22 protein-coding genes are annotated in these 24,114 nt (G+C 34.4%); 17 read left to right on the plus strand and 5 right to left on the minus strand.

Features of this window, described 5'->3' with window-relative positions; genetic code table 11:
* Positions 1–3: 3 nt before the first annotated feature.
* The 3 genes from HUE88_RS04230 to HUE88_RS04240 form a co-directional block, all read right to left on the minus strand.
* Positions 4–1,350, minus strand: a complete 1,347-nt coding sequence (locus tag HUE88_RS04230; protein WP_229860149.1) for an OprD family porin — start codon at positions 1,348–1,350, stop codon at positions 4–6.
* 258 nt (positions 1,351–1,608) lie between these two features.
* Positions 1,609–2,103: a permease gene (locus HUE88_RS04235; RefSeq protein ID WP_194371396.1), complete on the minus strand. Its 495-nt coding sequence runs from the start codon at positions 2,101–2,103 to the stop codon at positions 1,609–1,611.
* A complete protein-coding gene (locus tag HUE88_RS04240) occupies positions 2,100–2,513 on the minus strand; it encodes a permease (RefSeq protein ID WP_194371398.1) in 414 nt (137 codons plus the stop codon). The genes HUE88_RS04235 and HUE88_RS04240 overlap by 4 nt, the downstream gene beginning before the upstream one ends.
* A 228-nt stretch (positions 2,514–2,741) precedes the next feature.
* Between HUE88_RS04240 and HUE88_RS13970 the strand changes: the two genes are divergently transcribed.
* The 4 genes from HUE88_RS13970 (at position 2,742) to HUE88_RS04255 (ending at position 7,772) form a co-directional block, all read left to right on the plus strand.
* Positions 2,742–3,761 carry a chemotaxis protein CheB gene (locus HUE88_RS13970; protein ID WP_268245922.1) on the plus strand — a complete coding sequence of 340 codons (1,020 nt, stop codon included), beginning with the start codon at positions 2,742–2,744 and terminating at the stop codon, positions 3,759–3,761.
* A 7-nt stretch (positions 3,762–3,768) separates the two neighbouring features.
* Positions 3,769–5,709 carry a CheR family methyltransferase gene (locus tag HUE88_RS13975; RefSeq protein WP_268245923.1) on the plus strand — a complete coding sequence of 647 codons (1,941 nt, stop codon included), beginning with the start codon at positions 3,769–3,771 and terminating at the stop codon, positions 5,707–5,709.
* A gap of 26 nt (positions 5,710–5,735) precedes the next feature.
* The gene (locus tag HUE88_RS04250; RefSeq protein ID WP_194371400.1) at positions 5,736–7,028 is read left to right on the plus strand and encodes a PAS domain-containing sensor histidine kinase; all 1,293 of its coding nucleotides are present in this window, start codon (positions 5,736–5,738) and stop codon (positions 7,026–7,028) included.
* Positions 7,029–7,220: 192 nt separating this feature from the next.
* Positions 7,221–7,772, plus strand: a complete 552-nt coding sequence (locus HUE88_RS04255; RefSeq protein ID WP_194371402.1) for a manganese efflux pump MntP — start codon at positions 7,221–7,223, stop codon at positions 7,770–7,772.
* Here the strand turns inward: HUE88_RS04255 and HUE88_RS13980 are convergent.
* Positions 7,769–7,891: a hypothetical protein gene (locus HUE88_RS13980; protein WP_268245924.1), complete on the minus strand. Its 123-nt coding sequence runs from the start codon at positions 7,889–7,891 to the stop codon at positions 7,769–7,771. The genes HUE88_RS04255 and HUE88_RS13980 overlap by 4 nt on opposite strands.
* A 91-nt stretch (positions 7,892–7,982) precedes the next feature.
* On the opposite strand from HUE88_RS13980, the gene HUE88_RS04260 reads away from it, so the two are divergent.
* Positions 7,983–10,493, plus strand: a complete 2,511-nt coding sequence (locus tag HUE88_RS04260; RefSeq protein WP_194371404.1) for a PAS domain-containing sensor histidine kinase — start codon at positions 7,983–7,985, stop codon at positions 10,491–10,493.
* A gap of 40 nt (positions 10,494–10,533) precedes the next feature.
* Here the strand turns inward: HUE88_RS04260 and HUE88_RS04265 are convergent, their stop codons facing one another.
* Entirely contained in the window at positions 10,534–10,737 is a 204-nt protein-coding gene (locus HUE88_RS04265) for a hypothetical protein (protein WP_430733193.1), read from the minus strand.
* A gap of 95 nt (positions 10,738–10,832) precedes the next feature.
* On the opposite strand from HUE88_RS04265, the gene HUE88_RS04270 reads away from it, so the two are divergent.
* From HUE88_RS04270 to HUE88_RS04325, 12 genes are all read left to right on the plus strand, one after another.
* Positions 10,833–12,086 carry an IS5 family transposase gene (locus tag HUE88_RS04270; protein WP_194368150.1) on the plus strand — a complete coding sequence of 418 codons (1,254 nt, stop codon included), beginning with the start codon at positions 10,833–10,835 and terminating at the stop codon, positions 12,084–12,086.
* A gap of 595 nt (positions 12,087–12,681) precedes the next feature.
* Positions 12,682–13,155, plus strand: a complete 474-nt coding sequence (gene hoxE, locus HUE88_RS04275) for a bidirectional hydrogenase complex protein HoxE (RefSeq protein WP_194371406.1) — start codon at positions 12,682–12,684, stop codon at positions 13,153–13,155.
* Positions 13,152–14,771: a NuoF family protein gene (locus HUE88_RS04280; protein ID WP_194371408.1), complete on the plus strand. Its 1,620-nt coding sequence runs from the start codon at positions 13,152–13,154 to the stop codon at positions 14,769–14,771. The genes hoxE and HUE88_RS04280 overlap by 4 nt, the downstream gene beginning before the upstream one ends.
* Positions 14,764–15,483, plus strand: coding sequence for a bidirectional hydrogenase complex protein HoxU (gene hoxU / locus HUE88_RS04285; protein ID WP_194371409.1), 720 nt, complete (start codon positions 14,764–14,766; stop codon positions 15,481–15,483). The genes HUE88_RS04280 and hoxU overlap by 8 nt, the downstream gene beginning before the upstream one ends.
* Positions 15,480–16,019, plus strand: a complete 540-nt coding sequence (locus tag HUE88_RS04290; RefSeq protein WP_194371410.1) for an NADH-quinone oxidoreductase subunit B family protein — start codon at positions 15,480–15,482, stop codon at positions 16,017–16,019. Before hoxU ends, HUE88_RS04290 begins: the two co-directional genes overlap by 4 nt.
* On the plus strand, positions 16,016–17,440 hold the full coding sequence (locus tag HUE88_RS04295) for a Ni/Fe hydrogenase subunit alpha (protein ID WP_194371411.1): 1,425 nt from the start codon (positions 16,016–16,018) through the stop codon (positions 17,438–17,440). The genes HUE88_RS04290 and HUE88_RS04295 overlap by 4 nt, the downstream gene beginning before the upstream one ends.
* A 1-nt stretch (position 17,441) precedes the next feature.
* On the plus strand, positions 17,442–17,873 hold the full coding sequence (locus HUE88_RS04300; RefSeq protein WP_194371412.1) for a hypothetical protein: 432 nt from the start codon (positions 17,442–17,444) through the stop codon (positions 17,871–17,873).
* An 80-nt stretch (positions 17,874–17,953) separates the two neighbouring features.
* Positions 17,954–20,659, plus strand: coding sequence for a cation-transporting P-type ATPase (locus HUE88_RS04305; protein WP_194371413.1), 2,706 nt, complete (start codon positions 17,954–17,956; stop codon positions 20,657–20,659).
* A 12-nt stretch (positions 20,660–20,671) separates the two neighbouring features.
* Positions 20,672–22,426: a proton-conducting transporter transmembrane domain-containing protein gene (locus HUE88_RS04310; protein WP_194371414.1), complete on the plus strand. Its 1,755-nt coding sequence runs from the start codon at positions 20,672–20,674 to the stop codon at positions 22,424–22,426.
* The gene (locus tag HUE88_RS04315) at positions 22,423–23,247 is read left to right on the plus strand and encodes a complex I subunit 1 family protein (RefSeq protein ID WP_194371416.1); all 825 of its coding nucleotides are present in this window, start codon (positions 22,423–22,425) and stop codon (positions 23,245–23,247) included. Before HUE88_RS04310 ends, HUE88_RS04315 begins: the two co-directional genes overlap by 4 nt.
* Positions 23,240–23,773 (plus strand): NADH-quinone oxidoreductase subunit B family protein, encoded by a 534-nt coding sequence (locus HUE88_RS04320; protein WP_194371418.1) that lies wholly within the window; start codon positions 23,240–23,242, stop codon positions 23,771–23,773. Before HUE88_RS04315 ends, HUE88_RS04320 begins: the two co-directional genes overlap by 8 nt.
* Complete coding sequence (locus HUE88_RS04325) at positions 23,760–24,113, plus strand: NADH-quinone oxidoreductase subunit C (protein ID WP_194371420.1); 354 nt, start codon at positions 23,760–23,762, stop codon at positions 24,111–24,113. Before HUE88_RS04320 ends, HUE88_RS04325 begins: the two co-directional genes overlap by 14 nt.
* Position 24,114: the final 1 nt, after the last annotated feature.

The raw sequence follows: 24,114 nt of genomic DNA on the forward strand, positions 1-24,114 counted from the left end.
CCTTTAGAATTTATATGTAATTAACAAGTCTAAATCTAGAAGTTTAACCTGCTCACCAGAGTAAAAATACTCACTAGTTTTATAAATAATACCGCTTAGTATATTTATAGATTTTATCGGATAATATGAAAAAAGTAAAGCAGATTCTATTGCATCGCCTTTTGGCTGTGTTGCCGTTTCAAGCGGTTTTGCCGGAGAGAATGTACCATCGGTGGTCGATTTTCCGTAATCAGCATGACTTGTGATAATTTTGAAATTTTTTGCAAGTTGAAAATTCACCCCTAGTTTAAATGCATCAACATTTGCTCTGTATGCATTTCTTGAAAAAAATGAAGAGGTGTATGCCGGGTCACCGCCTAAAGGGTTTAGTATTTTTGCATTTCCTGAGTGGTTGTAGGCTACATAAGTAGAAATATTTTTATAATTGAAGCTGGCTTTTATACCATACAGATTTGCATTATTTGCATCCAGCCATTGTGAAGCTAAGTTCTTTCCAATACTGCGTACATTTAGGTACTGCGCAGAGAAGGAATAAGGTACTTCATTGTATTTGTTTTTATATATTACATCAACATAAAGCATATTGATAATGTCATGTATATAAAAATCCCATAGATGCAGAGTTGTGTCAGGGAGTGAATTGTTTATAAGAGCCAAGCCTGAGATTCCATTTGTTTTTGCTGTGGTGTCTGCCAATATTTGTTGCTCAACTTGTAAAAAATCTCCCCTGATATCAATAGCACTTTGTGTTGAACCTGCAGTTTTTGTAGTCTCACCAATCAGCCCGAACTCTACAGGTGCTCTTGTTCCAAAAGCCATTTTATCTATTTGTAGAACTATAAATTGGTTGTTAGAAATATTTGAGTTTGAATAATATAGTGCTTCAAACATATTTGGCATATACGTATAGATGGAATTGGTTAAAGGAGAGTCTATTTTTTGTCGCCCTGCAATAATATGATGCTGTTTGTCTTTATAAAATAGGTTTACTTCTCCAAGAACAGCTTTGGCTGAATAATCTTTTGTGAAAAATCGTCCAGCTGCACCTATTGTGTCTGGATCATCAAAGTTGTTTAGTCCGGTATCCTGCGCATAGTAGAGTGCAACAGAAGCTCCAATATTTGATAATGTAGGTGAGGTATAGCGAATATGCCCACCAATTGCACTTCCATCAATACTGTAATCTTTAGAGCGGCCACTTTTAATATAAGAAGGAGAAAAAACATAGTAAAAGCGAATAAGACCAGATACATCACCCCATTTAGCTTTTTCTTCTGAATTATTTTGTGCATAGAGGCTGGTAGATAGCATAAAAGGCATGATTGTTAAGATAAAACGCTGATTAATCATAATGCACTCCAGACCGTAATTTAAAAATAGTATCAGATAAATATAAAAAAACATATTAATTATAGTAAGTTTTATTTTGTAATAATTAATTTTGGCAAAGTTAAGATCCAATTCACGGAGTCTATTTGATAATGGGTCAATTAGACCCTGAATAAAGCCAAGAGTGACGGAGGTGTTCGTCATATAGAAGAGATGCCGTCATTCCAAACTTGATTTGTAATCTTATTTATTATTTAATCAGAGAATTCAATTAAATATTTACCGCCTTTTTTCCAAATACTCCATAACTGCACCTTGTGCCACTGATGATAAAATTATGTACAAGGTCATTATTATTGTAAATAAAACTCCAAACAGGTCAATCATAAAAGGGAGAAGAGGAAGTTTTACTGCACGGGCATAGAGAAAAGTAACCAGCAGTCTATCTTTTACTCCTTCGTTTCTCATATCGCTCAAAACTCCGTACCAAGCATAGATTGGACCATGGCTTAAAACTCCTCCAAGAACTGAGTATATTACACCTTTTATCCCGCTCTCTTTTCCAAAATGTTTAATAATCTCTTTTGGTTTTAAAAAGTAGTTAAGCATAGCTGTTATAAAAATAATAAATAAAAAAATCGGTAAAAGATTATATAAAATAGTTCCGCTCTTTTGTATTGAAGCGAGAGTGTTTGATGTGTCAAATATAAAAAGTGTTAGATACATAAGTGATACAGCTGCTAAAAACTTAAGACCTTTGAATTTTATTTTCATGATAAAAGTTCCAAACTGATAACAGTAAAATATGAAACTAGTAGGGTGCTTATCAGCGCTAAAACATTACGATAAAAAGTAAATCTAAGTCCAAATACAGAAGCTTCAGCCGGTATTTGAACAAGACCGATGGTTACCCAAGCAAGAGTAAAGGCGCTCATGGCATAAAAAGAGACACCTTGTTCTATTAGTTCACCAGCTATGACGTAAGAGAGTATACCTTGTCCTACTGAAACTGCACCGACAAGAGTTCCTGTTAAAACATCGAGAATATCACCATGACCAAATAATTTTGAGAGTGTCTGCGGAGTTACATGTACCTGCATCAAGCCGACAAGTGCAACCGTTGCAACTATCATCGGTGTCATGGAAAAAAATCCAAGTGATGCTTTTATAAATGCTTTTTTCATTATTACTGCTTTTATTTTTTTGTCTATTTATAGCATAAGAAAGTCTATCTTTATATCTTTTATGGAAAAATGCCATTGAAATTAAATAATTGGGTTATATATATTTTAAGTTTTGCTTATCAATACGAATTGGTATGAAAAATTAAGAGTTTAATAAATACCAAATCAGTTGTTTAACAGTTTAAAATAGATAATATTAAAAATAATTATTCCAATCAAGAGGTTATTATGGTAAAAAAAAAGATGGGTTCTGCTGAAAATGAAACGGGAAAACATATAAGCTTCCCTATAGTCGGTATAGGCGCTTCAGCTGGCGGTATTTCATCTTTTGGAGCTTTTTTTTCTGCTATGCCAGAGGGGGTAAATATAAACATGGCTTTTGTCATCGTTCAGCATCTAGCCCCCGACCATAAAAGCATCCTTACAGAAATCATACAAAGATATACAACAATGAAAGTGTATGAGGTTAAAGACGGGATGAAAGTAGAACCAAACTGCACCTATATCATCCCTCCTAACTTCGACATGGCCTTTATCAACGGAAAATTGCAACTCCTTGAGCCTCCATCACCTAGAGGTCATCGTCTTCCAATAGATTTCTTTTTTCGTTCTTTGGCTCATGACCAGCATGAGAAGGCTATCGGAATCATACTATCTGGAACCGGAAGTGATGGTACTCAGGGTATTAAAGCCATTAAAGAAGAGGGTGGGATGGTAATAGTCCAAAAGCCAGATACTGCCGAGTATGACGGCATGCCCAAAAGTGCAATTGCTACCGGTTTGGTTGATTTTGTGTTGCCACTGGTTGAAATGCCATCGAAGCTCATCGCCTATGCTAACCATGCCTTTTTTATAATAAATAAAACCGAATTAACAATAAGCCAAAAACATGAAAATGAACTCAATAAAATATTTATTATACTCCGTTCCAATGTCGGCCATGATTTTTCCAACTATAAAGCAAGTACCATAAACCGTCGCATTGAAAGACGCATGGCACTGCATCAGATTGAGATGATAGAAGGATATGTTAAGTATCTGCAGCAGACACCAGAAGAGATAGATGCCCTTTTCCATGAACTTCTCATAGGAGTGACAAATTTTTTCCGCGACCCCGACGCATTTATATCGCTGGAAAAAGTCATCCAAAAACTTTTTGTCAATAAATTAGCAAACGACACTATTAGAGTGTGGACAGCAGGATGCTCAACCGGGGGAGGAAGCTTACTCAATTGCAATCCTCATTAAAGAGTACATGCACAAGACTCAAAAAAACAATACAGTCCAAATCTTTGCTACCGATATTGACCCAAAGGCGATAGCCAAAGCGCGCGCTGGAATCTACCCTGCAGATATTGTAGCTGATATATCGAGTGAGAGGTTATCTTATTTTTTTCAACCTGAGTCAGGCGGGAACACTTACCGAGTAAACAAAAACATCAGAGATATGCTAATTTTTTCTGAACAAAATCTTATCAAAGATCCTCCCTTTTCAAAAATTGACCTTGTCAGTTGCAGAAATCTACTTATCTATATGAATTCAGAGTTGCAAAAGAAGATTTTCCCTTTGTTTCATTATGCACTCAATCCGGGTGGAATTTTGTTTTTGGGAAGTTCTGAGACTATTGGCGATTACGGAAACCTTTTTTCTGTAATCGACAACAAAGCAAATATTTATGAGCGCAAAGAGTATTTTAACAATGAACATAAAATCAACATAAGCAAGATATTTCCCGTCGGCACTTCCATCCGTACAGCTACACCGCAGATGGTTGAAAAAGAGGTTCCACCATTAAAGCTACCATTTAAAGAATTAACAGAACAAACCCTTTTAAAATACATCGCACATGCAGCTACCCTTGTCAATGACAAAGGAGACCTTCTATACCTGCATGGGCAAACAGGAGCATATTTTGAACTTCCATCAGGTGAACCAGGCATTAGCAACATTATAAAAATGGCACGAAAAGGGTTGCAACGCGCTATAAGCATTGCTCTTCATAAGGCGACACAGACTAAAAAAACTGTACACAGCTCAATGCTTAGTGTAAAAATAAATAAAACTTTTATAAATGTAAATCTAGTGGTTATTCCAGTGCAAACAAGCCTTTCAAAAGGTGATAACTCTTCACTGTATCTCGTGATTTTTAAAGAAATTCCCATCTCAGAAGAGCAGCAAAAAGAGCTCTCATGGAATGAAAAAAATATTTCAGAGTCAGACGCCGGAATACAAATAGAAACACTCACAAAAGAGCTTCAAGACCAAGGAGAGTTTTTAAAAACTGCCAATGAAAAACTTGAAAACTCAAATGAAGAGTTGAAATCATTCAGTGAAGAACTTCAGTCTGTGAATGAAGAGTTGCAATCTGCCAACGAAGAGCTTGAAACTTCAAAAGAGGAGTTGCAATCGGTAAACGAGGAGCTCTCAACGGTCAATACTGAACTGCAAATAAAAGTCGTGGATTTATCCCGCTCAAACAATGATATGAACAACCTTTTAGCAGGCACAGACATAGGAACGGTGTTTGTTGACCAAAAACTTTGCATACTCCGTTTTACTCCGGCACTCACAAAAGTAATCTACCTTCTTCCAAATGATTTAGGACGACCACTCAGCCATATAGCTTCAAACCTTGTTGGTTATGACAACTTAAAGAGTGATATCCAAAGGACTCTTGACACTTTGATTCCAAAAGAGATTGAGGTGCAGACCATAGATGGCAGGTGGTATATGATGCGTATCCAGCCATACCGCACACTAGAGAACATTATCGAGGGAGCGGTAATCACCTTTGTGGACATTACTGAAATCATAAAGATGAGAGAAACGCTCAGTGATGCCAATCAAAGACTACTGCATATGGCTGTCATCATCAGAGATGCAAATGATGCTATCACCATGCAAGACTTAGATGGTGAAATTTTGGCATGGAATCCAATGGCAAAAAAAATGTACGGATGGAGCGAAGCCGAAGCATTGAAGATGAATGTAAAAGAGATAATTCCACAGGAACTGAAAAATGATAACTTAAAGCTTATACAAAAGCTTGCTAAACATGAAGTTATGGAACCTTATCAAACAAAAAGAAAAACAAAATCCGGTTCAATTATTGATATTTTTTTAACAGCTACAGCTTTAGTAAATGAAGCTGGGGAAATGTACGCATTTGCTACAACAGAACGTGAGATAAAATAAAAACACCTTAACAAGGCTAAAAAACGATGAGAGAAACAATAAACCAACAAGAATCCAGAGAGACTTTAAGAGTGAAAGCTGTTGAATTTTTTAATAATAAAGTGTCAGAACTTCACAAGCAGATTGATGCAATGTCAATGCAAGAGATAAAGCTTATGTTTGAGGAGCTTGAAATACACAAGATTGAGCTTGAGATGCAAAATGAAGCGTTAAAAGAGACACAAGATAAGCTCAACATTTCAAAACAAAAGTATTTTGACCTTTACAATCTGGCTCCGGTTGGTTATTTCACTCTGAACCACAAAGGGGTAGTTTTAAAATCAAATCTTACTGCAGCCAACATGCTTGGAGTTACAAGAAGTTCCATAATTGAAAAAAATCTAACAAATTTTATACCTAAAGAAAGTCAAGATATATACTATCTGTATCACAAAAAAATATTGGAGACAGCCAAAGCAGAGTCATGCGACATACAGGTACTAAAAAATAACTCTACAAGCTTCTGGGCACATATGGTAGGCTCCATGGTTGAAAATGAGGATAATGAACCCTTAATTAATATTACTATCAGCGACATATCGGAGCTCAAGAAAACACAAGAAAAGCTCCTTCAACAAGAACAGCTTATGCTCTCCCAGTCACGTCAAGCAGCAATGGGGGAGATGCTCTCCATGATTGCCCACCAGTGGAGACAACCACTTATGGTAATATCCTTGGCAGCGAGTAACATTAAGATAGGTATTGCCATGGGCAAGACTGTTACAAATGAACAGCTTGACGAAATGAGCGACTATATTTCAGATCAGACAAAATACCTTTCCAAGACTATCGACGATTTCAGAAATTTCTTTCATCCCAACAAACAACGCACGACAATTACCCTCAACAAGATTGTTGATGACACTATAAATATCATTGGAAAAAGTTTGGAGAACGACAACATAGAAGTAGTCATCAACGGTACATGTAGGCGAGAGATTGAGACCTTCCCCAATGAACTGCTTCAGGTACTCCTTAGCCTCATCAACAATGCCAAAGACGCCATCAATGAGTTGCATAAAAACGGAGCAAAGATTTATATCACTATCACGGAGAGAGACACAGAAGTTGCTCTTTGCGTTTGTGATGAGGGTGGCGGAATTCCGCAAGATATACTCTCTCGTCTTGGAGAGCCCTACACAACCTCTAAAGTCGTAAGTGGAACAGGTCTGGGTATCTATATGTCAAAGATGATTGTAGAGAAGCATATTAAAGGAACATTGAGCTGGGTAAATAGGGATAAGGGTGCCTGTTTTACTGTAGCCATTCCGCTGAAATAAGAGTTAAAACACTGCAAAAACTAAAAGTAAAATATTAAAATGTACTAACTTTCCAAACAAAACTATACGAAAGACTTTTTTCAGAGTGTTCAGTTAATTGTGCATATAACATACTACATTTATAACATAAGAAAGTCTATCTTTATATTTTTTATGCAAAAATGCCGTTGAAATTAAATAATTGGATTAAATATGTTTGAAGTGATACTTTTAGCCTTTGCACTTAGTATGGATGCGTTTGCAGTCTCAATCGGAATTGGGGTGAAAACCAAAGAGTTTAATAAAAATCTAGCCATAAAAGTTGCGGTTTTATTTGGATTTTTTCAAGGAATAATGCCTCTTTTTGGCTATTTGGCGAGTGTTGGACTTGGAACTTTTATAGAGTCGTTTGCTCATTGGATTGCATTTTTGCTTCTAAGTCTTATCGGTAGCAAAATGCTCTATGACAGTTTTGGGGAGAACACAGAAGAAGAGATATCGGCAGTAACGGACAAAGTGCTTCTTCTGCTGGCAATTGCAACAAGCATAGATGCTATGGCAGCCGGTTTTACACTAGAACTTTTAGATTTAAACCCTTTTGTTTCTATGATTGTAATAGGTATAGTTACATATATATTTAGTTATATCGGTGTGTATGTCGGAACAAAAGGGGGAGGTGCTTACGAGGATAAAGCTGAGAAAATCGGCGGAGTTGTCCTTATTGGCATTGGTCTGAAAATTTTACTGGAAAATACAATATTTTAATACATAAAGCGAGTGCTCATATGGGGCACAAGCCCAAGAACCTTTGAGATAAAATCTACATGTAGAGCAATTGTAACTTTGCTCTTTCTCCCTTTGCCAAACAGACTAACAATATTCATAAACTCTTTATGTATCTCATCAACTCTTTATAAATCAGTTAATAAGTCTAAAACAGATACAATTTTATAAATACAAATGCAGGATTATTTGATGAAAAATAAAAATTTAAACAATTTTGAGAGTGCCTTACTTATTGCCATTTTCTATTTTATATTGGGTATTTTATGGATATACTTTTCTGATACTGTTGTTGAAGCCATCTCTACCGATAAAAACAACTTAAATCTTCTTCAAACTTACAAAGGTTTTTTTTACGTCTTCTCTACAAGTATTATCCTCTATTTTATTGTTTTATACTTTTTGAAAAAACAATCCGAAGCTATGAATCTTATAAAATCCAAACAGGAGTTATATGACAACATTATTAACAGTGTCGAAAATATACTTTTTGTAAAAGATATGGATGGTGTATATATTGCTTGTAATAGTGCTTTTGAAAGATTTATGGGTAGTTCTAAAGATGAGATAATCGGTAAAACAGACTATGATTTTTTTGATAAAGAATCTGCTGATTTTTTTCGCAACAAAGATAAAAATATAATTTTACAAAACAAACCAAACTCAAACTTTGAGTGGGTTCCTTTTAGCGATGGAAAAGATCGTTACATCTATACAGTAAAAGCGCCACTATTAGATACTAATGGTAATGTCTTTGGGGTTGTTGGGAATTCAGCTGACTTTACTGAACAAAAACAGATGGAAGAAAAAATAATAAATAGTGAAAAAAGATTCTCTGATTTGTTATATAACATAAACTTGGGAGTAGTAGTTCATGCCCCTGATACAACTGTTATTTATAGTAATCCAAAGGCATCGGAACTTCTTGGCTTAGACAGTGAAAACATTAAAGGTCGCTTAGCAGCTGATGAGCAATGGGTATTTATTTGTGAAGATGAAACTCCTTTGAAAATTGAGGATTATCCTGTAAATTTAGTTTTGTCTAGCAAAAAACCTATAAAAAATATAATGATTGGAGTTGTTAATAAAAATAGTATTGAGAGTAAAAAAAGTATTATCTGGATATTGGTAAACGGTTTTGCAGCTTTTGATTCTAAAGGCGAGATTACAGAAGTTGTTATAAGTTTTATGGATATTACTGAGCGCAAAGAGGCAGAAAAGCTACTTCACGAAAGAGAGGAACAATTTAAGTCGTTAATGGAACAATCCCCATCTGTGATTGAAATATATGATTTAGATGGTTTACAAATAGATGTTAATAGTGCATATGAAAAATTATGGGAATTTCCGGCAAGTCATACTATAAATAAGTTCAATTTATTTAAAAGCGAAGAGGTAAAAAAGACAGGTCTATTGGAGCATATCAAAATGGCTTATGCTGGTGAATCTGTACATGTACCAATATATCAGTTTAATCCTACCGGTAAAACAGAAGGGAGTGGCTTAGGCAGGGTACGTTGGTTAAAGACTATTATTTACCCTTTAAAAGACAATAAAGGAACTGTACAAAACATTGTTATTTCACATGAAGATGTTACAGAACAACAAAATGTTCTTGAATTACTAGAGCAGAAAAAGAGAGAGTTTGAAACTATAATACTAGAATCGCCAAATCCAATTATGTTGCATAACGAAGATGGTAAAGTTTTAATGGTAAACAAAGTATGGGAAGAACTTACAGGCTACAGCTTCAGTGAAATAAACACCATAGAAAAATGGACACAAAAAGCATATGGCGAAGAGATGCCAACTGTAAAAAAACATATAGATGAATTGTATGAGCTCAATAAGGCTGTTGGGGAGGGGGAATACCCTATTATTACAAAAAATAAAGAGATAATTATATGGCAGTTTAGCTCAGCTCCATTAGGTGTAATGGATGGTAAACGCACTGTCATATCATCAGCAATGGATATTACAGAACTAAAAAGAAAAGATGAAATGTTAATTATACAATCACGCTCTGCAGCAATGGGAGAGATGATAAGCATGATTGCTCATCAATGGCGTCAGCCTTTGGCAATTATTGCTATGTGGACAAATAATATGCTATTAGATATATCCCTTGATGATTTTAACAGTAAAAGTGCTGAGGAGTACTCTAATAGTATACTTAAACAGACACAATATCTATCTAAAACAATAGATGACTTTAGAAACTTTTTCAAACCAGATAAGATACTTTCCCCTGTTAAGTTAAAAGATATTTTAGAAGAGACACACTCAATGGTAAAAGATATTCTTGTTAATAATAGTATTGAATTTAAATACTCTTATGATTCCGATTCAGAGGTGAGTGCTTATCCAAGAGAGTTGATGCAAGTGTTTGTAAATATCATAAATAATTCTAAAGATTCAATATTATCCCATAAAGTAGAAAATGCCACGATTGAAATTAAAGTATACGATGATGAAGAGTATGTAAATACAGAGATATGTGATAATGGGAAGGGTATAGATAAAAAAATATTACCAAAAATATTTGATCCCTACTTTACTACAAAAGGTGAAATGTCAGGGACAGGTCTTGGACTTTATATGAGTAAAATGATTATACATGAACATCTCAGTGGCAAAATCGAGGTTACAAGCGAAGATAGAACCACTTGTTTTAAGATTAGATTACCTATTCTTAAAACGTAATAGTTCTTGAAATTAATTTTTTAAGAAAAAATCTACTTACTTACTTACCTACAGTAAGTGAGAAAGCATCTAAATCCGCGTCAGAGTATTTTGCAACTTGACCTTTCATAAGACCTTTCATCGGACCACCATAAGTGCCAGCCTTGTACCCCTTAAGAGCATCAGCAATCTCAGCATGAGTCATCTCAGCAACATTTTTAGATTTGTTAAGAGCAGCTTTGCTCCAATCAGGAGACCACTGCACAGTAAATAACCCCAGAACATCAAGGAAAACTCCCTAAAACAAGCACTTTAACAGCACTTTTTGGCTAAAATATCTGCTATAAACAAGGTAGAGACATGGCATTTAAAGATACAAACAACACATTTTCAGATATAGCAATAACATCAAGACTCCATAAGGTAAATTCGTTTCTTAAAGAGTTAGATTCAATAATAAACTTTGAGAAACTAAGACCAATACTAAATAAAAATGGTAGAGGCGGAAAGAATGCTACTGGCTCGCCTGCTTATGACAATGTGTTAATGTTTAGAATACTCCTCGTGCAAAAATACTACAACCTCAGTGATCAATCAATGGAAGATGCACTTTATGTCAATTTATTGTTTATAAGGTTTGTTGGACTTAGTTTAGAAGATACCGTACCAGACGAATCTACAATTTGTAGATTTAGAAACTCACTACTTGCAAATAAACTATATGATAAGCTTTTTAATGCAGTCAACAAACAACTAGAAGATAATAACTTTATCGCCAAAGAGGGTAAATCAGTATTAGTAGATGCTTCTCTTATCAAAAGTGAAAACACTCAAATCAACAATAAAACTAAAGAGCAAAAAAGTGAAGATAAATTAAAAGTAGAAACTGATAATAGCAAACTAGACATTCAAATAAATGAAGAGCTAAAATCAAGAACACCTTCAAAAAAGAAAATAGAAAAATTGTTAAACGCTAAAGAATACAATTCAAAAACAATGAAAAACGCTCAACTGGACACACTTCAAGATATAGATACTAAAGATGTAAAAATTTCTCAAGAGATTATTGAAAATGAGAAAGATAGCTATGAGCATAAGAATAAAATAGATACAGATATAAGAATAGGTTACCAATCCTCAAAAAAACAATATACACAAGGATATAAAACTCATATTGCATCAGATGAAGAGAGCGGAGTGATTCTAAAAACAATGACTACATTTGCTAACACTTCAGATATAGATGTGCTTGAACCATTTATAGAATCAATTCCAAATGTAAAAGCTTGTTATGCCGATAAAGCCTATAAGTCCAAAGAGATAGATGAGCTTCTGCAATCAAAAGATATTGAGAATATGATATGTCTTAAAGAGAAGCAGAAAATGAGCAGTGATGAGAGAAAAATCCAGCGAGAAGATGAGAAACCAAAACACAAGATAAGAGCAAAAGTTGAACATAGATTCGCAGATTTGAAAGTTCAAATGAAAGGACATACTACAAGATTTATAGGTTTGGTTAGAAACAATATGAATTTTACCATCGCTTGTATAGCAGCTAACCTAAGATTATTGGCATATAGACAGATGAACATGAGAAAGAGTGTTAATAGATGAAAGAGATAGAAGTAAATATCTCAAATATCCATAATATTAATGGAATATATTATCAATTTGGAATATACGAAAGTGTATTTTTTTAAATATTTGCAAAATTAGATGCAAATGAACTTCTTGTTGTTATGCAGTGCTCCCATCAGTCCCATGACATCCAGTACAAGTGCTAACATTTACCTCAGCCATCAAAGTTGTTGTTGCAGCTAGAGCAACAATTGTAGTAAAGATTTTTTTCATTTATATATTTCCTTGGAATTAAATTTAACATATTTGCATATATTTGAATAATTATAGTTACTGTAATCTTAAATGTATATTAAAATAATTGTAGGTTATATGTTAAAAAGTATATAAGGTACTAGAACATTAATGATAACGATTCGAATAATTCGTAAAAGCTTAAGATATCACATGAAAACAACTATATATTTAAAGTAATTACGGTACAATATTTTTAAAAAAGCCTTCATTTAATTTCGTGATTTTATAGTTGTTTTAGTACGTGACTATATAATTACAAAAGGCTTTTAGAATATAATTATGCTTAAGTTGTTGGTTGATTCATAACTAGCAAATTGCTCTAATAGGAATATATATGAACTTAAAAGCTGATGATAGATTTAAGATGGTTGAAAAAACCATAAAAAAATTAAATTATGATAAAAGTGCTCTTATAGAGGCTTTGCACACTGCTCAGGAGACATTTGGTTATCTCTCAAATGATACTCTTAGGTTTATTGCTAAAAGATTAAAACTTCCACACTCTAAAGTTTATGGTGTTGCTACTTTTTATCACTTTTTTAGACTAAAACCAAATGGAAAACATACGGCAGTTGTATGTATGGGAACAGCTTGTTACATAAAAGGTGCTGATAAAATCATACAACAGTTAGAAGAGCGTTTTGGTATCAAAGCAGGAGAAACTACAAAAGATGGAATCATTTCAGTGCTTTCTGCTAGATGTGTTGGGGCTTGTTCACTTGCTCCAATAGTTTTATATGATGAAAAACCTATTGGGAATCTCAGTCTAGAACAGTCTATACAAAAAGTAGAGGAGCTTATAAAATGATAGAGTCATTAGAAGAATTACTTGCACATGCCTTGAAAAAGAAAGAGAGTGAAAAAAATTCTCATGAAGAGTTGAGAGTTTGTATAGGGAGTAGTTGTGCCTCTTTGGGTGCAGATGAACTTAAAAAAGGCTTAAAAACTAAAGTAAAAGATGAAAATCTAGATAAGCAATGTAGCGTTAAGGGAGTAGGTTGTAATGGACTATGTTCTGCTGCGATAATGGTTTCTCATTATGATAAAGAAAAAGAGCTAGAGACAATATATGGTGGAGTTGAACAAAACGACATCGATGATTTAGTTGGTATTATAAAAGACAAAAGTTCTTTAGAGAATAAAAAATGTGATATGAATGAGCCATTTTTTACAAAGCAGAAAAAAATTGTTTTAGAAAATGCAGGAGTAATTGACCCTGATGATATAGATGACTATATAGCACACGGCGGATATATAGCTCTATTTACTGCCTTAGAAGAGATGCGTCCAGAAGATATTATCAATGAAGTCAAGGTAAGTGGATTAAGAGGACGAGGAGGAGGAGGTTATCCTACTGGTCTTAAGTGGGAGACTGTTGCTAAGGTCGAGAGTAATCAAAAGTATATTGTGTGTAATGGTGATGAAGGAGACCCTGGAGCATTTATGGACAGAGCGGTCATGGAGGCTGATCCTCATAAAATCATTGAAGGAATGGCTCTATGTGCTTATGCTTGTGGAGCAGACAAAGGTTATATTTATGTAAGAGCAGAGTATCCAGAAGCTGTAAAAAAATTAAATAAAGCTATAAAACAAGCTAGAAATAATGGAATTCTTGGAAATCAAATAGCCAATAGTGGATTTAATTTTGATTTGGAAGTTCGTTTGGGTGGTGGTGCCTTTGTGTGTGGAGAAGCTACAGCTCTAGTAACTTCTATAGAGGGAAATAGAGGACAACCTAGACAAAAACCTCCTCATTTGAGTAATAGCGGTCTTTGGGGAGAACCAACTATATTAAATAACGTAGAAACTTTTGCAAATATAGCACCAATAATAAAAAATGGTGGAGAGTGGTATAGCTCTATGGGTACCAAAAATTCTACTGGTACAAAAGTTTTTGCATTAACTGGAAATATTAAAAACACAGGACTTGTTGAAGTTCCTATGGGTATAACTTTGCGTGAACTTATCTATGATATCGGAGGAGGTGTCACGGATGATAAACCTCTAAAGGCGATACAAACAGGAGGTCCAAGTGGTGGATGTATTCCTGAAGAGCTTTTGGATATCAAAGTGGATTATGACTCATTAAAAGAGGTAGGTTCTATCATGGGAAGTGGCGGACTTATCGTTATGGATGAAAATTCTAATATGCTTGAAGTTGCACGCTTCTTTATGGAGTTTAGTAAAGATGAATCTTGTGGTAAGTGTGTGCCATGTAGAGTCGGTACAACTGAGCTTACAAACTTACTTGATAAGTTTGTAAAAAAAGAGGCTAGTAAAAGTGATTTTCAACTTTTAAAAGACATGTGTGAAGTAGTCAAAGAGAGTTCGCTGTGTGGTCTTGGACAAGCTGCTCCAAATCCAGTACTAAGTACTATAAAATACTTTGAAAATGAGTATCTTGAAGGTATAAAAGATGATTAAAGATAAAGTAAGAGTAAAAACATTTAAGATTGACGATGTTGCTGTAACAGGTAGATCTGATAGTACAATTTTAGAAGTTGCAAAGGAACACGGCATACATATCCCAACGCTTTGTTACTTAGAAGGTTTAAGTTGTGTTGGAGCTTGTAGAATGTGTATAGTAGAGATTAAAGGTAGTTCAAAACTAATACCATCTTGTACTGCAAAGATAAAAGAAGATATGGAAGTTATAACAAATTCTTCTAGACTTATAAAACATAGAAAAATGATACTCTCAATGATATTTGCTGAGAGAACTCATACATGTAGTGTATGTGTTTCAAATGGACATTGTGAACTTCAATCACAAGCTACTGATATAGGACTAGAGCATAGTCTAGTGCCTTATATACATAAAGGTTTTGATGTTGATGCTTCACATAAAGAGTATGTTTACGATCCTAACAGATGTATACTTTGTACACGTTGTGTTAGAGTATGTAGCGAAGTAGAGGGTGCTCATGCTTTGGATATCTTAGGACGTGGAATTAGTGCCAAGATAATTCACGATATGGATGAGCCATGGAGTACAAGCGAGAGTTGTACTAGTTGTGGCAAATGTGTTCAAGTCTGTCCTACGGGAGCACTCTTCGAAAAAGGTGCTAGTGCTACAGAGATGGTAAAAAAGAAGAGCATTGTAACCAACCTAATTCAAGCGAGGAAAAATAAATGAGTAAAGTAAGAGTAGCAACAATATGGCTTGATGGTTGTTCTGGTTGTCATATGTCTTTTTTGGATATGGACGAGAGACTTATTGAACTTGCAGAGTTGATAGATGTAGTTTATAGTCCTTATGTAGATGCAAAAGAGTTTCCTACAAATGTTGATTTAACTATTGTTGAGGGAGCTTTAAGCACGGATCATGATTTAAAGATGATTAAAAAAATTAGAAAAAACTCTAAAAAGATACTCGCACTTGGAGATTGTGCCATCACAGGAAATATCTCGGCTTTAAAAAATCTTTTTGGTACAGAAGCTGTTTTAAAGAAAGGTTATTTTGATTTAGTAGATTTTAATGAGAGTGGAGAATATCCATCTAAAATGGTTCCTAAACTCTTAGATAAAGTTATACCTCTAAATGAAGCAGTTGATATAGACTTTTTTGTGCCAGGTTGTCCCACTCCAGCTGATGCAATTTATGAAGTTATAAAAGGTATCTTAGAAAATCGAGAAGTTGATATAAGTAAATTGACAAGGTTTGGAAAATGAAAAAAATAATAATTGACCCTGTAACAAGGATAGAAGGGCATGCTAAGATAACTATAGATTTGAATGATCAAGGTAAAGTAGACGATGCGAGAATACATGTAACACAGTACCGTGGTTTTGAAAAAATATGTGAAGGTCGCCCATACTCTGAAATGCCAGCTCTAACTGCAAGGATATGTGGAATATGTCCAGTAAGTCATGCAATTTCCTCAGTAGATGCTTGTGACAACATCTTAGCAGTTCGCCCTCCTAAAGCTGCTAGGAGTATAAGAAGAGTTATAAACTTGGCTCAAATTATACAGTCTCATGCTTTGAACTTTTATCATCTAAGTAGTCCTGATTTCATTTATGGATTTGATGCAAAACCAGAGGATAGAAATATATTTAAGCTTATGCAAACTCATCCTGATATGGCAAAAGATGGTATAAAATTAAGAGCCTTTGGTCAGAAGATTATAGAGAGATTAGGTGGAAAAAGAATTCATCCTACAAAGATAATCCCAGGTGGAGTGAGTCAAAAGCTTGAGCCAGAAGTACGAGACCAGATTCTAAAAGAGATTCCAGAAGCTATGGACATAGCTAAAAGAGCACTAAAGTACTATACGGATAATTTACATAAGTTTAAAAGAGAGATAGATTCTTTTGGAAACTTTCCATCACTTTTTATGGGACTTGTTGATAAGAAAGGAAATCTAACTCATTATGATGGACAACTTCGTATAGTAGATGCTGAGGGAAATATACTAGAAGATGCAATTGAGCCTAGGTTTTATAAGGATTATATAGGTGAAGCTGTTGAAGATGATAGTTACTTAAAATCTCCGTATTATAAACCACTTGGTTACCCTAATGGTATGTATAGAGTAGGGCCATTGGCTAGACTAAATATTATAAATGCTTGTGGCACACCTGAAGCAGACGCAGAGTTTGAAAGGTTTAAAAACATCAATAACGGAAAACCAGTCTTGAACAGTTTTTACTATCACTATGCGAGACTTATTGAGATTATTTATGGGATTGAACGCATTGAAAAGATTTTAAAAAATCCTAAAACTTCAGAAGATACTGTCCGCTCTTATGCAGAGGTTAATAGAAACAGGGGAGTCGGGTGTTCAGAAGCTCCTAGAGGAACTCTGTTTCATGATTATGGCGTGAACGATGATGGGATTATTACTGATGTAAATCTTATCATAGCAACAGGGAATAATAATATGGCTATGAATGCGGGGGTAAAACAAGTAGCACAAGAATTTATTGATGGAAATAACATTACAGATGGTGCGCTCAATAGAGTTGAAGCAGTAATACGCTGTTTTGATCCGTGTCTTAGCTGTTCAACTCATTCACAAGGTTTGTATAGTTCAACTATAGAAATTCGTGACCATAACAAAGAGATAATAAAAATAATTTCAAGGGCCTAATTTGAGGGCTATAGTTGGTTTTGGAAATGAGCTTAGAGGAGAAGACGCTTTTGGAGTAGATGTAGTGAATCTCCTTCAAAAGCTTTCCCTCAAAGATACAAAGCTGATAACTCTTTTTCAGCTAACTCCTGAACTTTGTATGGATTTACTTGATGCAGATGAGGTAGTTTTTATAGATGCTGCATTTTGTGAGGACAATCAATATGCTTTAGCTTGTAGTATACAAAATCAAACCTCCTTAACTCTAAGTCACCATATATCAATAAATACAATAAAAGAGATGTTAAATATTTTATACAACCATTATCCTAAAATAGAAGTCTTTTCTATGCTTACATGTAGTTTTGATGAGATAAAAAATAGAGATTTATATGAGTGTAGGTTAAATGAAATAGTAAAATTTATTAGTACAAAGAATTCTATTTACAAGTAAATAAAGTTATATAATCAACATCTAATATAAAACAATATAAAATACTATCATTCTCTATCACAAACTATAAAAGGTTTTTTATGAAACATTTAATAGGTCAAAATTGGCACAGTATAGAGGCTAAAGAGATTATAGAACTATTTGAGAGTGATAGTAGCGATGGTTTATCGCCACTAAGCATAAACCACCGTGAAGAGTTCTTTGGTAAAAATATATTAAAAGAAACTAAACAAGACTCTAAGTTAAAAAAATTCTTTATGCAGTTTCATAGTGCTTTAATATATATACTTTTAGGTGCATCTGCAGTGACTGCTTTTTTGCAAGAGTGGATAGATAGCGGGGTGATTTTTGCCGTAGTAATTATTAACGTTATTATAGGGTATATACAAGAGGTAAAAGCACAAGAGGCAATCGAGTCACTAAAAAATATGATGAATGCCGAAGCTATAGTGATTAGAGATGGAATAAAGATAAATATATCTTCTATTGATTTAGTCCCAGGGGACATAGTCTTACTGGAATCTGGCTCAAAAGTACCTGCTGATATGAGACTTTTAGAGTGTAAAAATCTAAAAGTAGATGAGTCTATGCTCACAGGAGAATCACTCCCTTCACAAAAGAATACAGACATACATAAAGAAAATATTACACTTAATGACAGAGACAACATGACATACTCCGGAACATATGTAACTTATGGCAGAGCAAAAGGTATAGTTGTAGCAACGGCAGGGTATACAGAGCTTGGAAAAATTGCGCATCTCATAGAAAACACCACATCTATGGATACTCCCCTTACAAAGAAAATTTCAGCCTTTAGTAAAATTTTACTCTACGTGATATTAGCTCTTGCTGCATTTACATTTGTTGTTGGTATATTAAGAGATAATAGTGCGGTTGACATGTTTATGGCTTCAGTTGCTTTAGCCGTTGGAGCTATTCCAGAGGGGTTGCCTGCGGCTGTTACTATTACCCTTGCTATTGGGGTGAGTCGTATGGCTAGTAAAAATGCCATAATCAGAAAACTTCCGGCCGTTGAGACACTTGGAAGTGTTACAGTGATATGTTCAGATAAAACAGGAACCTTGACACAAAATAAGATGAGTGTTACACATATATATTGCTCAAACAATACATATGAAATAACCGGAAATGGGTATGAACCAAAAGGCGATTTTTTGCAAGATGGCAATAAATTAGAATTTTTCAGTGATGAATTAAAAGATCTTCTAAGAGCTGGCTATCTTTGTAATGAGTCTTATTTGGTAAACAAAGATGGACATTACAGTATAAACGGTGACCCTACTGAAGGTTCACTTATTGTTAGTGCTTTGAAAAGTGGTTATGAAGAACGGATACTAAACAAAACCTTTCCAAGAAGTGATTTGCTCCCATTTGAATCAGATAGACAGTTTATGGCTACCATCAACATGGATGTAGAGAATAATCAGAATATTTTATATTTAAAAGGTTCGGTTGAGAAAATCTTAAATATTTGTGAATTTGAATTTATAGATGAAAAACTTGGAGAATTAAATAAAGATAAGATTCTTGAAAAAGTAAAAGAGTTCGCAGGTCAAGGTTTAAGGGTACTTGCAATTTCTAAAAAATTAGTAGCAGGAGATAAAATAGACAGCAGGCTGCTTGATAATAAATTTATCTTCCTAGGTCTTGTGGCTATGATGGACCCACCACGGGCAGAAGCGATAGAAGCTGTTAAAGAGTCTATTGGAGCTGGAATAAAAATTATTATGATAACAGGCGATCATGCTCTTACCGCATTTTCTATAGCAAAAATGATGTCTATAGTTGACGAGGGTGCAAAGTTTGAGGAGTCAGTTATAACAGGAATAGAGCTTTCAAAAATGAGAGATAGTGAGTTGATTGAAAAAGTCTCACATGCAAGAGTATTTGCAAGGGTTGAGCCTGAACAAAAACTTCGTATAGTGGATGCCCTTCAAGCAAGGGGTGAGATAGTGGCAATGACAGGTGATGGAGTAAATGATGCTCCAGCACTAAAGCAGGCCGATATAGGGATAGCCATGGGACGAGGTGGCACAGAGGTGGCAAAAGAGGCAGCAGATATGATATTAAGCGATGACAACTTTAGCTCCATAACTCATGCCGTTAGAGAGGGAAGAAATGTATTTGATAATTTGATAAAGTTTATTACATGGACACTCCCTACAAATCTGGGAGAAGGACTTGTGATACTTTTCGCTATTATGCTTGGTTTAACACTCCCTATACTTCCGGTTCAAATTTTATGGATTAATATGTCAACTGCCATATTTTTGGGTCTAATGTTGGTTTTTGAGCCAAAAGAGAAAGGTATTATGAAACGAAAGCCAAGAAAACCAAACTCCTCTATTCTTAGTAAAAGTATGATTGTTCAGATGTTGGTTGTTGGAGTTTACATGTTGGTTACCGCTTATGGCATGTTTAATTATGCGATAGCAAATGGACATAGTGTTGAGTATGCCAGAACAGTCGCTGTAAATATTTTTGTTTTTGTAGAACTTTTTTATCTCTTTAACTGTAAAGAGTTAGAAAACTCAGTTTTTAAAACAGATATATTAAACAACAAGCTTTTGCTTTTAGGTGTAGGCTTAATGATTTTTGCTCAGTTAATATTTACACATGTAAGTTTTATGAACATTATGTTTAAGAGTGAAGCTTTGGATATACAAACATGGATAGGAATATTTGTAATTGCATCCGGTGTTCTTTTTGTAGTAGAATTTAAAAGATTTATTGAGAGTATAATAGTAAATAAAACAGTTTAAAGGTAAATATAAATGTATAACATATTGATAATTTCTCCACTACTTTTTGCTCTTATTGTTTTAATGGGTGGAGTTAAATTTAAAAATATTTTAATAATATTTTTTGTTGGCGTATTGAGTATATTAAGCCTGCTAAACATGTTTTTTGCAACTACGTTTGTGAGTAACTTATCTCACATGTATCATAAGATATTTATTTTGATTGATACTCTATTGCTTTTGTACTTTTTAGCGCAGGGGATTATTAAGAAAAATCATCTTGTGAGTGGATTTGCTATAGTACAAATTCTCTTATACTCTGTAGTTTTATCTTTGTCTCCTACTCTTTTGTCAAATGATATTTTAGTTGATAATATATCATCAGTTATGTACCTTGTCATAAATATAGTAGGTGGAATTATTATTATCTATGCTATAGAATATATAAAAAGCGAAGAGTTTAGCGAGTTTAAAAAAAATGCCTTTATTGCGATACTTTTTCTTTTTTTATCGGTGATGAATTTTATTGTCTCAACCAACAACATAGAGATATTTTTTATGCTGTTTGAGTTGACTACTCTGTGCTCTTTTATACTGATAGGGTATAGGGGTGATAAAACATCATCTGAAAATGCACTAAAAGCACTATGGATGAACCAGATAGGTGGAGTTGCTATTTTAATAGCTCTGATTTTTTCAATACATAACTACAACACTATCTACTTTGACATGTTAATAACAAACATTAATGAGCTATACCTCCTTCCGATTGTATTTTTAGCAATTGCCGGTTTTGTAAAGGGAGCGAGCATCCCGTTTGAGAAGTGGCTTTTAGGTGCTATGGTTGCACCAACTCCGGTTAGCGCAATTTTACATAGTGCTACAATGGTGAAAATTGCCCCTTATCTAATGCTTAAGCTTGCTCCTGCAATGAGCGGGTTTGTATCTGTGACTATTACTCTTATCGGTACCTTTGTGTTTTTTAGCGCCTCACTGCTTGCTCTGAGCAAAGATTACTTTAAAGAGATATTGGGTCTTTCTACTATAGCACTTCTTGCTCTGATGATGAGTTTAGCAGCTATAGCAACAGAGGAAGCTATTATGGCTTGTTTGATTTTGATTGTATTTCATGCCGTCTCTAAGGCACTACTCTTTTTGCAAGCGGGTATTTTGGAAAAAAGCTTCCATCTGAAATATGTTAATGATATAAACGGTTTAATCAATCACTCTCCCTTAGTTGTATTTTTTATCATTATTGGTTTTGCTTCATTGACACTTCCACCTTTTGGAGCATTTGCTGCAAAATTTATGGCAATAGAGTCCATAGCAAAAGAGATTGTTAATAATCCTCTGTACTCTCTTGCCCTGATATTTGTCGCACTTGGAAGTGTGTTTTTAACACTCTTGTATTTTAAAGTAGTGACAAAACTTTTTGCCAAAGATGTTGACCATAAAGAGAAGCTACATGTAAAGATTCCAAAGCTATACACATTTAGTTCATATATGCTTTTGGCTTTGCTGTTTATCGGTGTTTATGTAAGTTTTGATATAGAGTTGTTAAGTGCTTTAGAGATTATAGTTCCTTTGGTTTTAATTGCTGTAATACCAATGCTGTTTGCAATATTTGTATTTAAAAAAGCACATAGGGTAAAAGAGTATCATTGTGGCGAGAAAGACGAAGTGAAGTTAAACATGTATTACTTTGATATTCCTCAAAAGTATAAACAGCTTATTAATGTTATAGCCATATCTAGTATATTAATACTAATTGCAGGGGTGATATTATGATAGAGATAATACTGATTGTTATTGCACCCATAGTAGGCGGTTTGATTTATGGGTTTGAGAGAGTTGTAAGAGCTAGAATGCAGCGCAGACAAGGTCCTCCAATATTGCAACCATTTTATGACATGTATAAGCTGATTGGTAAGCAGGCTTTTATAGTTAACCCTAGCCACAGTATATTGGGGATAATGCACTTTGTAACTCTCTGGGTGGTTGTAGCTTTTATAATACTCGGAGAGAACTTGCTCTATGTGGTTTTTCTTCATTTGCTCTCAACTGTTTTTATAATCCTTGCAGGTTTTAGTGTAAACTCTATCTACTCTCACATAGGTTCCAACAGAGAGTTGTTAGCCACTATAGCGTATGAGCCAATCTTAATAGTTATGGCAGTAGGATTTTATATCATAAACGGCACTTTTGATATATCAGTTATAAGAGCAAACCCATCAGAGATAATTTCACTCTTTCTAATCTTTTTGGCATTTTTGCTGATTATCCCTATAAAGCTTAAAAAGTCTCCATTTGATGCAAGCGAGGCTCACCAAGAGATAGTTGGAGGTGTTGAGGTTGAGTTTAGCGGTGTTTTCTTTGAGTTTATATATATGGCTAAATGGCTTGAATATGTTTTTATCTACATGTTGCTTGTTTTGTTCGCAGGGGATAATCTAACCCTATCTATTGCTCTGTTTATTGGAATTTTTTTATTGGTAAATATAGTTGATAATGCTACAGCCAGAGTAAAGATGAAACATTTGATAAATATTGTTTTATCTATCGGACTTACTCTATCGTTAGTCAATCTTATAGGACTTAGTTATGTTTGATATAAAAAAGTACAGAAAAAAATCACCATGGATACTCCACTATAACGCAGGTAGTTGTAATGGGTGTGATATTGAGATACTGGCATGTCTGTCACCAAAATATGACTTGGAGAGATTTGGAGTAATAAACACCGGAAATCCTAAACAATCAGATATATTTTTGGTAACTGGTCCTGTAACATACAGAAGCAGAGAGAGACTTGTGGAGCTTTATACCCAGATGCCTGAGCCAAAGATTGTTGTTGCGGTTGGAAGTTGTAGTTGTACTGGCGGTGTCTTTAGAGATATGTATAATGTAGAAGATGGCATAGATAGATATATACCGGTTGATGTCTATATACCAGGATGTGCCTCGTCACCAGAACTTATAATTGACGGAATAGTTAAGGGATTGGAGATTTTAGAGACTAAAACAAAAGAGATGGAAAAACCTTTTAAATTATTTAAAGATAATAATTCAAAAGATGGTATTATTTCCAGAAGAGATAGTGCACTTAAAGTAGGGGAAGCTGATGAGAAAAATTGAAGTATCGCTTGAAAATATTAGAGAGAAAATAAAAGAGTTTTATAGTGAGAAAGAGTGGCATTTTATAACGCTAAACGGTGTTGCGTTAGAAGATGAAAAAATAGAAATTCAATGGATGTTTTCAAAATATGAGAGTTTGGATGAGATTGTTGTGTTTTTTACAGTAATTAATCGAGGGGATGTTGTCCCTTCTATTGCAGATATTATACCATCTGCGATAATTTCACAAAGAGAGGTAGTTGATATGTTTGGTGTTGAGGTTGATGGAAGTTTAAAAGGTTTATATTTAGATGCAGACTCTGTACAGATGCCACTGAGTGGTTGTGGGGCTAGAGCATAAT

It is taken from the genome of Candidatus Sulfurimonas baltica, assembly GCF_015265455.1.
In the GTDB taxonomy this organism is placed as follows: Bacteria; Campylobacterota; Campylobacteria; order Campylobacterales; family Sulfurimonadaceae; genus Sulfurimonas; species Sulfurimonas baltica.

What these genes read in the sequence shown, in the direction of transcription:
- HUE88_RS04230 (WP_229860149.1), bottom strand. Translation starts at nt 1,350, where the DNA reads ATGATTAATCAGCGTTTTATCTTAACAATCATGCCTTTTATGCTATCT.
- HUE88_RS04235 (WP_194371396.1), bottom strand. Translation starts at nt 2,103, where the DNA reads ATGAAAATAAAATTCAAAGGTCTTAAGTTTTTAGCAGCTGTATCACTT.
- HUE88_RS04240 (WP_194371398.1), bottom strand. Translation starts at nt 2,513, where the DNA reads ATGAAAAAAGCATTTATAAAAGCATCACTTGGATTTTTTTCCATGACA.
- HUE88_RS13970 (WP_268245922.1), top strand. Translation starts at nt 2,742, where the DNA reads ATGGTAAAAAAAAAGATGGGTTCTGCTGAAAATGAAACGGGAAAACAT.
- HUE88_RS13975 (WP_268245923.1), top strand. Translation starts at nt 3,769, where the DNA reads ATGCACAAGACTCAAAAAAACAATACAGTCCAAATCTTTGCTACCGAT.
- HUE88_RS04250 (WP_194371400.1), top strand. Translation starts at nt 5,736, where the DNA reads ATGAGAGAAACAATAAACCAACAAGAATCCAGAGAGACTTTAAGAGTG.
- HUE88_RS04255 (WP_194371402.1), top strand. Translation starts at nt 7,221, where the DNA reads ATGTTTGAAGTGATACTTTTAGCCTTTGCACTTAGTATGGATGCGTTT.
- HUE88_RS13980 (WP_268245924.1), bottom strand. Translation starts at nt 7,891, where the DNA reads ATGAATATTGTTAGTCTGTTTGGCAAAGGGAGAAAGAGCAAAGTTACA.
- HUE88_RS04260 (WP_194371404.1), top strand. Translation starts at nt 7,983, where the DNA reads ATGAAAAATAAAAATTTAAACAATTTTGAGAGTGCCTTACTTATTGCC.
- HUE88_RS04270 (WP_194368150.1), top strand. Translation starts at nt 10,833, where the DNA reads ATGGCATTTAAAGATACAAACAACACATTTTCAGATATAGCAATAACA.
- hoxE (WP_194371406.1), top strand. Translation starts at nt 12,682, where the DNA reads ATGAACTTAAAAGCTGATGATAGATTTAAGATGGTTGAAAAAACCATA.
- HUE88_RS04280 (WP_194371408.1), top strand. Translation starts at nt 13,152, where the DNA reads ATGATAGAGTCATTAGAAGAATTACTTGCACATGCCTTGAAAAAGAAA.
- hoxU (WP_194371409.1), top strand. Translation starts at nt 14,764, where the DNA reads ATGATTAAAGATAAAGTAAGAGTAAAAACATTTAAGATTGACGATGTT.
- HUE88_RS04290 (WP_194371410.1), top strand. Translation starts at nt 15,480, where the DNA reads ATGAGTAAAGTAAGAGTAGCAACAATATGGCTTGATGGTTGTTCTGGT.
- HUE88_RS04295 (WP_194371411.1), top strand. Translation starts at nt 16,016, where the DNA reads ATGAAAAAAATAATAATTGACCCTGTAACAAGGATAGAAGGGCATGCT.
- HUE88_RS04305 (WP_194371413.1), top strand. Translation starts at nt 17,954, where the DNA reads ATGAAACATTTAATAGGTCAAAATTGGCACAGTATAGAGGCTAAAGAG.
- HUE88_RS04310 (WP_194371414.1), top strand. Translation starts at nt 20,672, where the DNA reads ATGTATAACATATTGATAATTTCTCCACTACTTTTTGCTCTTATTGTT.
- HUE88_RS04315 (WP_194371416.1), top strand. Translation starts at nt 22,423, where the DNA reads ATGATAGAGATAATACTGATTGTTATTGCACCCATAGTAGGCGGTTTG.
- HUE88_RS04320 (WP_194371418.1), top strand. Translation starts at nt 23,240, where the DNA reads ATGTTTGATATAAAAAAGTACAGAAAAAAATCACCATGGATACTCCAC.
- HUE88_RS04325 (WP_194371420.1), top strand. Translation starts at nt 23,760, where the DNA reads ATGAGAAAAATTGAAGTATCGCTTGAAAATATTAGAGAGAAAATAAAA.